This window comes from Mailhella sp. (genome assembly GCF_057866825.1).
Window position 1 is genome coordinate 1 of sequence record NZ_DBMAHT010000101.1, and the last position, 7,508, is coordinate 7,508.

General features: G+C 59.4%; 5 protein-coding genes. 1 reads left to right on the forward strand and 4 read right to left on the reverse strand.

All coding sequences use genetic code 11. From position 1 onward, the window contains the following. Positions 1-694 precede the first annotated feature (694 nt). Positions 695-1,429, forward strand: a complete 735-nt coding sequence (locus ACZM96_RS08495; RefSeq protein WP_489488525.1) for a response regulator transcription factor — start codon at positions 695-697, stop codon at positions 1,427-1,429. A 133-nt stretch (positions 1,430-1,562) separates the two neighbouring features. On the opposite strand, the gene ACZM96_RS08500 is transcribed toward ACZM96_RS08495, so the two are convergent. From ACZM96_RS08500 to ACZM96_RS08515, 4 genes are all read right to left on the reverse strand, one after another. Beyond that, positions 1,563-4,631, reverse strand: coding sequence for a hypothetical protein (locus tag ACZM96_RS08500; protein WP_489488527.1), 3,069 nt, complete (start codon positions 4,629-4,631; stop codon positions 1,563-1,565). A gap of 796 nt (positions 4,632-5,427) precedes the next feature. Next, on the reverse strand, positions 5,428-5,985 hold the full coding sequence (locus ACZM96_RS08505) for a Fe-S-containing hydro-lyase (protein ID WP_489488528.1): 558 nt from the start codon (positions 5,983-5,985) through the stop codon (positions 5,428-5,430). A gap of 10 nt (positions 5,986-5,995) precedes the next feature. Next, a complete protein-coding gene (locus ACZM96_RS08510) occupies positions 5,996-6,841 on the reverse strand; it encodes a fumarate hydratase (protein WP_489488529.1) in 846 nt (281 codons plus the stop codon). A gap of 144 nt (positions 6,842-6,985) precedes the next feature. Next, on the reverse strand, positions 6,986-7,231 hold the full coding sequence (locus ACZM96_RS08515) for a TM1266 family iron-only hydrogenase system putative regulator (protein WP_346666266.1): 246 nt from the start codon (positions 7,229-7,231) through the stop codon (positions 6,986-6,988). Positions 7,232-7,508 lie beyond the last annotated feature (277 nt).

Below are 7,508 nucleotides of genomic sequence, written 5' to 3' on the forward strand. Positions count from 1 at the left end.
AGATCTACAAGAACCTGAGCGCCTGCCTCGAACTCGCCTACATGATCACCGACTACAGCAAGGGCGATCATGCCGGTTGGGCTGAAGGTCATGAGATCGACAAGGACGGCTGGAGCACCGCTCTTACCTTCCAGTACCTGTTCTAATACGCTTTCGGCGTATAGGACATGAACAAGGTGTCCAAATGAATAAAACGGGAAAGGCCATTGTGACCTTTCCCGTTTTTTGAATTAATGATGCTTGTGAATATTCTCTATTATATGAATATGTTGGATAAAAATAGCGAGTATCTGTCCAAAAGTTGGACAATGGCGGAAAATGCGACGCAAGGCGTTTTGTCCACCATGGCATGGACGCCTGTTAAAATAGTTAATTATCTGCCGGGGTAAATGAATCATACTGAGAGAAGATCCACGGCATGGCGTTTAAAGTGCATGGCCTGCTTCGGCGAAGTTTTTTTATAGGTGCGGCGAAGGGAGGTCATGGGGGCTGTCAACGCCTTTATCATTGTAGCTCATTGAAAAAACAGGAAAATATCAAAGATGGAAGGCTCGCGTCTTGGCGTTGTTCCGGAGCAGTCCGGGGAATGACATGACGCATGTCTCCGGCGACCTCCCGCCGTTGCAGTTCGGAAGAGCAGTCTGTGCCCGGCGGCGTCGTTCATGAACATTACTTACAAAGAGGTCCTGAACGCGTGGAATCGTTGCTGTCAGAAAAAGGGCTTCGCCTGCTTCTCGTCACGGAAGATGAACAGTTTGCACAAACACTGTATAAATATCTCACGCCGCTCGGCTACAATATGGACATGGCTTCCAGCGGTACGGCCGGATGGAAGAGAGCCTCTTCCAACTCCTATGATGCGCTTCTCATCGACATAGCGCTTTCCGGTATGGACGGCCTGACGCTGTGCCGTCGTCTTCGCGATGAAGTGGGGCTGGAAACGCCCATTCTTATGTTTATGGATGGAGAATCCCTGGAGGCCAAAGTGCTTGGCCTGAACTGGGGCGCAGATGTATTCATCAACAAGTCTGCCGACATGCGCGAATTTGAGGCGGTCGTGCGCGCCCTGGTGCGGCGCATGGGCGCTCGTCAGGGATCCCACACGCTGAGCTGGGCCGGGCTGGAACTGGATCCGCACATGCATACGGTCACATGCGAGGGCGTTCCCCTCACGCTCAGGCCCACGGCCTTCACCATTCTGGCGAGGCTCATGCGTCAGGCTCCCGGCGTCGTGACCCGGAAGGATCTGGAATATGAAATCTACGGAGACTTTCCGCCGGACAGCGATTCGCTGCGTACGCATATTCATTCTCTGCGCAGGGCGCTGCAGGCGGCGGGAAGGCCGATTCTGAAAACCGTGACGCACGTGGGCTTCCGCCTGACACCGTGGCCGCCTGCCGAAGCAGCGGCCCTTGCCTCGCAGCAATGACGCGTGAGAATGTCGGCGTTCAGTCGGTGCTTGACCGCTGCGCAACGCCTGGCGGTCCGCTCCAGAGCGTCAATAACTGCGCCGCGCCTGATCTGTTTTGGGTCAGGCGCGGCGTTCGTTTTTTGAAACGGGACTAGTCGTGTTCTTTTTTGCCGGACGTTTTGCCGCGCAGCTGGTACCTGGTATCGAATGCGGAGCAGTGGCGGGCAATGGTGTCGATGTAGTCCTCGTAGTTGTCCAGATAGAAGGAGAGGGCGCGGGAGAAGTTCAGGCCGAGCATGCCGTCCACAAAGAGCTGGCAGACTTCCTGAACGTTGAGCAGAATGCTCTGAAAGCGGGCCAGAACAACGCGTTCCTCTCTGGTCATGCCGCGCAGAAGCGCAATCAGTGTCTGCTGGGCACAGGGCTGATAGTACCAGAAATACATGAGGTCCAGCGCGTTGATGATGCTTTCCACCTGCAGGGCGCGGGCCTTTTCCTGACTCGTGAAGCGTATGAATTCTCTGGGCTGGGCCAGAAGAGCGAGCATGTCCTTGTCGGGGAAGGCGAGTTCGAGTCTGGTGTAGCAGTCGAACAGGTGCCTGAGCTTGGTTTGATAGTCCCATCCGCGCAGGCGGTAGTTGTTGCGTCTGTCCGCCACGGACTCGATGACGCCCGCCACGGTGTCGGAAGCGAACTTGGAGACGATGGCCGCCGCGGGAATGAGTATCTGCTCCGGCGGCATGCTGATGATGAGCGGAAAGAGCGTATAGAGCACGGAGTTGTAGAGCATGGCCACGGGAATGGCCAGCACGCTCCGGAAGAAGTTGCCGATGACCGCGGTTCGCGGGAATCCTCGATAGATGTTGTGCGAGGAAATGTAGATGCCGTTTGCCAGCGCAATGATGGAAAACACGAGCAGAGGGGCGTTTTCCACGGTAATGCCGAGCACGCGGCTGAGCAGCAGGTTTCGCGTGAGGCCTTCCAGCAGAATGACGGAAATGCCCGTGTACATGAGCGAGTCGCACACGCGCGACCAGTTCACGAATTTTTTCCATGAGAGCAGCATGTTTTTGCGCACGCCGCCGCCTGCAATGACGGCCTGAATGACGTTGCGCACGCCGGTGATGCCGAACCAGATGGGCGCGCCGAACCAGGCGAGCACCCACCATTCCTGCGTGTTCAGAAAGGTGAGCATTGCGGGAATGAAGCCCAGCAGCACCTTGAGCACGTTGGACATGGTGGTGTTGAGGTAGGCTCTTCCTCCTGCCTCCTCGTCGCGGGCGAGCGCCTGCGCTCCCGGTTCGGGCACGAGACCGTTGGATTTTTCCACGGTGATGCCGCCCATGGTGATGATGTTGCCCGGCTGTTCTATGCGCACGTTTTCATAGAGGGGCTCCCACTCTCTGGTGCGGTTCATGCCGCATTTGAGAAAGCTCATGCGGCGGCGCAGCCAGGTAAGCAGCGGCGAGGGGTGACCGCTCGGCAGGTATTCCACCCGGTAGCCGAGCTGAAGGTGCATGGGCAGGGTGACGGAACTTATGTATTTGTTGCCCTTCAGGCGCTTGCGGGCGGAGCCGGGCAGGGTTTCGGGCACGGCCAGGCCCATGCCGTAGCGGTTGCCGAGGTGACTGGTGGAATCCGTGCCCATGTGGCTGGCAAGGGGCGCGTAGCGGTACAGGGCCTGAAGGGCCGGAATGTCGGCCAGAATGGCGCGGAATTTTTCGCATCGGGTCTGCGAATCCGGCGAGCAGTCGCAGTCGAAGTTCCGCAGCATGCCGCGCAGAATTTTCTTGAGGCGCATGACGTCGCCCGTATTGATGGCGACCTGGAGATCGTTGATTTCCTTGAGATGCGGCAGATTGCCGTCGTGCCATTCCTTGACGTTGAACAGCTCCAGATGCGTGATGAACCCCTGACCGTCCCAGAGAATTTCGAGCACGTCTTCGGCGGTGAGTCCGGCAAGCTGCAGGGTGATGCGGTAGCCGCTGCGCAGCGAGCTCAGCCGTTCGAGAAGCTGCGGCACGCTGAGGCGCAGAAGTTCCGGGCGCTCGTCGTCGGGCGAGGTGGGCGGATCTTCGGGCGAGGGCAGTTCGGGATTGCAGGATGGCGCAAGGCAGCTGTCGTGAATGATGGAAGGAGTAAAGGCGTCCATGCGGCGCATGCGCCGGAGAATTTCTTCTCTGCGGGCGTCGTTTGCCTCCTCAAGTTCCATGGTGAGATCGGCGATTTTGGTTTTGAACTTCGGCAGCAGAGCCTTGTGAATGAATTCCGCGAGATGCAGCAGCGAAGGCTGCCCGTTGCCCACAAAGGCGAGGAACGCGTCGGGGTCCAGCGTGGTGACGGGAATGCCGAGATCCCGCGTGAGCGCGTGAGCGTGTTTTTTGTTCCACAGCTCCAGCGTGGCCATGACGTGATTCCGAATCCAGGCCGAGGCCATGCGGCCTTCGCTCATGAAGGACCGCATGGCGTCTGAGGAGAGAAATTCCAGAAAGTCCTGAATGTCGGAGAATCCGCGCGGAGCCCATATGAAGTTCACGTAGCGGCCCCGGAACGCCGCGCGGAACTCAAGGCCGATACGCACGGAAATGCCCATGATCGCAGCGGCGCTCAGCAGTTCGCGGGCCACTTCCAGATCCACATAGTTGTAGTACACCACGGTAAGATACCGTATGCCCTTCACCCATGCGTCCATGATGAGGAAGGTGGCGTTTTTGCGTCCTTTGGTATTGGAATCGTGGACGTGATGATCCATGGTGAGCTGATTCCATTCTTCCGGCATTTCCATGAGGTGATGACGGTTGAGAAATTCCCGAACGATGCGCGGATTGCCGGAAACGGCCTTGCGGAAATCGTGAATCAGCCGGAGCTGGGCGTGCTCGTCGTCCCGCGAGCGGATGATGGCCTTCATGATCTGAATGAGCACGCGGCCGGTGTTGTAGCGGAAGGTGGTCTGGGCGCTGTGCAGCACTTCGTCGTGCAGCGTGCGCAGGGCGGCCAGACGATCTTCGGCAGGGCCGGACTTGGTGAGGCTGCCGAGCAGATTGATGACGGCCTGCGCCATGCGGAACTCGTGCGTGGTGGTGAGATTCAGTATGCCGTGGGGATGGAGTCGGGCATTGAATATTTTATGTTCAAGATCGGAGGAGGGGCCGTAGTCGATGATCGTGTTGATCATCTTCATGAGCTCTCTGTCCTGCCTGTCGAAGAAGATGTCGGCCATGGGGCACCGCCGTTATTTGCTTCCCCGGAGGGAAAAGAAAATTGTAACAACTTTGTCATATATACGTGCAGAAAAGCGCACTCGTCAATAATCCCGGGATATTATGACAGCTTTGTTATAATCTTGTGAAGGAAGTTGCTACGAAGAACAAAATGTGCGGATGCAGTACGGAGCCGTAACGTTGTTTTTTGCGTTGACGCAAGCGGGCAGGGCGCATGCGAGAGAAAAGAGAAAGAGATGTGAAGAGCAGAGGCTGGGGAATGCCTTCGGCAGGCGCGGCGGCTTTGTTTTGGGGGATGGGCGTTCCGTTTTCGAGCGAGGGCGGGCGTGTTTTTGCAGGCAGAAGAGGGGTATGAAGATACCGGGGGGAGCGCGCCGAAAAGGAAAAGGTCATGATCCACAAGCGAGGGGGCCGGGGCGTGCGGAGAGGGGAGTGCTTTCCCGCCGGGGGAGAGCTTGGCGTCGGGCAGCGAAGGCCCGGCGGCATTCTCCCGCCCGCGGGGAATTGCCGTGCGCAGGCTGCGCCGCAGCGTCTGCACCGGCTTGTCCCAGTCCGTGGTTATGTCGGACACTCTCGACGCGCCGGGGCTTTCTCCTGCGGGGAGGCGATGTTCACGCGACTTTGCAGAGTTCGGGCGTCCTGCGCAAAGGCGAAGCGCGTCGATTGCCGGAAGACGGCCGGAGAATGCGCGCTCTGCGGGGCATCAGGCCCCGGAAGGCGAACGCCGCCGAAAGCGTAAAAAAAAACTCCTGTCGCACGCATGCGGCAGGAGCAGAGGTCGGGTTTCGGCGCGGATCAGATGCTCTGGTAGGGCTTTTTTCCTTCTTCGTACTGATCGCCGCCCCAGCAGTCCGCCACCACGGTGACGGGAAAGTTTTCCACGGTCATGGCGGCCAGAGCTTCCGGGCCGAGTTCCGGCCAGGCGAGCACGTCGTAGGAGCGGATGCAGCGGGAAATGAGCGCGGCCGCACCTCCGGTGGCGGCAAAATACACGCACACGTTGTCGCGAATGGCGTCCATGACGGCGCGGGAACGGTTGCCCTTGCCGATCATGCCTGCAAGCCCCAGTTCCATGAGGCGCGGGGCGTAGGCGTCCATGCGGCCCGAGGTGGTGGGACCGGCCGAGCCGATGGGTCTGCCCGGCTTTGCGGGCGTGGGGCCCACGTAATAGATGATCTGTCCGGCGGGATCGAAGGGCAGGGATTCTCCCCTGTCGAGCGCTTCGATCATGCGTTTGTGGGCGGCGTCGCGCGCGGCGTAGATGGTGCCGCTGATGAAGGCAAGGTCGCCTATGCGCAGTTTGCGTATGTCGTCTTTGGAAAGGGGCGTGACAAGATGATGAGTGGCGGGCATGGCGGAATCCTTACAGCACGGCTTCGGCGTGACGCGCGGCGTTGCAGTTGATGTTCACGGCTACGGGCAGGCTGGCGATGTGGGTGGCGCAGAATTCCACGTTCACCTTGAAGGCCGTCACGCTGCCGCCGAGTCCGGCGGGGCCGGTGCCGAGCTTGTTGACAAGTTCCAGCAGCTCGTCTTCGAGTCTGGCGTAGCGGGGATCGGGGTTGCGGCTTTCAATGTCGCGTGCGCAGGCCTTTTTGGCGCACAGGCAGGCCAGTTCCATGTTGCCGCCTATGCCTACGCCGATGACCATGGGCGGGCAGGGGCTGGCTCCGGCGTGGCGCACGGTTTCCACCACGGCCTTCTTCACGCCTTCTATGCCGTCGGCGGGAACCAGCATGTGCAGCGCGCCCTTGTTTTCGCTGCCCGCGCCCTTGGGGGCCAGGCGCAGGGTGATGCGGTCGCCGGCCACGAGGCGCGTGTGGATGACGGCAGGCGTGTTGTCGCCGGTGTTTTTGCGTTCAAAGAGCGGTTCCGCCACCGAAGACTTGCGCAGGTAGCCCTCGGTGTAGCCCTTGGCAATGCCCTGATTGACGGCGTCTTCAAAAAGACCGCCGGTGATGTGGACGTCCTGACCTATTTCGGCGAACACCACGGCGAGTCCGGTATCCTGACAGATAGGGACGCTTTCCTCGGCGGCGATGCCCGCGTTCTGGATGAGCTGATCCAGCACGTCGCGGCCGGTGGGGGAAAGTTCGCATTCTCTGGCCTGGCGCATGGCCGCCAGCGTGGATTCGGGCAGGCGGCAGCAGGCCTCCACGGCCAGCCGCGCCACGGTGTCGCGTATGAGTTCGACGGAAATTTCTCGCATGGTGACTCCTGAGGCGTAAGTTCCTTGCGACCATAGGACTTTTTTCTCGGAAAATAAACCGGCGCGCGCCGGTTCGCCGCCCCAACGCAAAAGGCCCGTCCGGCGGAACCGGCGGGCCTCTTCGCTTGCTGATGCGGCGCAGGACTACTTGGTGATGACGGATTTCACGGACACGTGTTCCAGCTGACCGATTTTTCCGGTCATGGCGGAAATGGCTTCGTTGCTGCCGTCCACGGCGATGGAGATGATGGACACGCCCCTGTCGCGGTAGGGAATGCCCAGACGTCCGACAATGATGTCGGAGTACTGATGCAGAATCGCGTTCAGGGCGGCGGAGGATTCGAGGTTTTCCACAATGATGCCGACAATGCCGAGGCGGTTTTCTTCCATGATGCTTCTCCTGAAAAAACGTTCCGTTGCAGGGACGGGAAAGGTCGTATTGTTTCGGGCTGCGGCCCGGTTCGTTGACGAGGAGACTTTCAGGAATGCCCCGGCTTGTCAAGAAGATGATGGGGGCGCCGCCTCGTCGCGGAAGATAGTGCGGACGTTTCGGGCTTTACCCTTGCCTAATTGCGCAGGAAGCGTATGATGTCTGCGTCCGACCGGCGGATTCATCTTCCGGGAGGTCTGCCGCTCCATGCGGTTTTGTTACGGTATCCCGACTGAG

Excerpts from the sequence above, each read along its gene's own strand:
- ACZM96_RS08500 (WP_489488527.1), bottom strand. The coding sequence starts at position 4,631 with ATGGCCGACATCTTCTTCGACAGGCAGGACAGAGAGCTCATGAAGATG.
- ACZM96_RS08515 (WP_346666266.1), bottom strand. The coding sequence starts at position 7,231 with ATGGAAGAAAACCGCCTCGGCATTGTCGGCATCATTGTGGAAAACCTC.
- ACZM96_RS08510 (WP_489488529.1), bottom strand. The coding sequence starts at position 6,841 with ATGCGAGAAATTTCCGTCGAACTCATACGCGACACCGTGGCGCGGCTG.
- ACZM96_RS08505 (WP_489488528.1), bottom strand. The coding sequence starts at position 5,985 with ATGCCCGCCACTCATCATCTTGTCACGCCCCTTTCCAAAGACGACATA.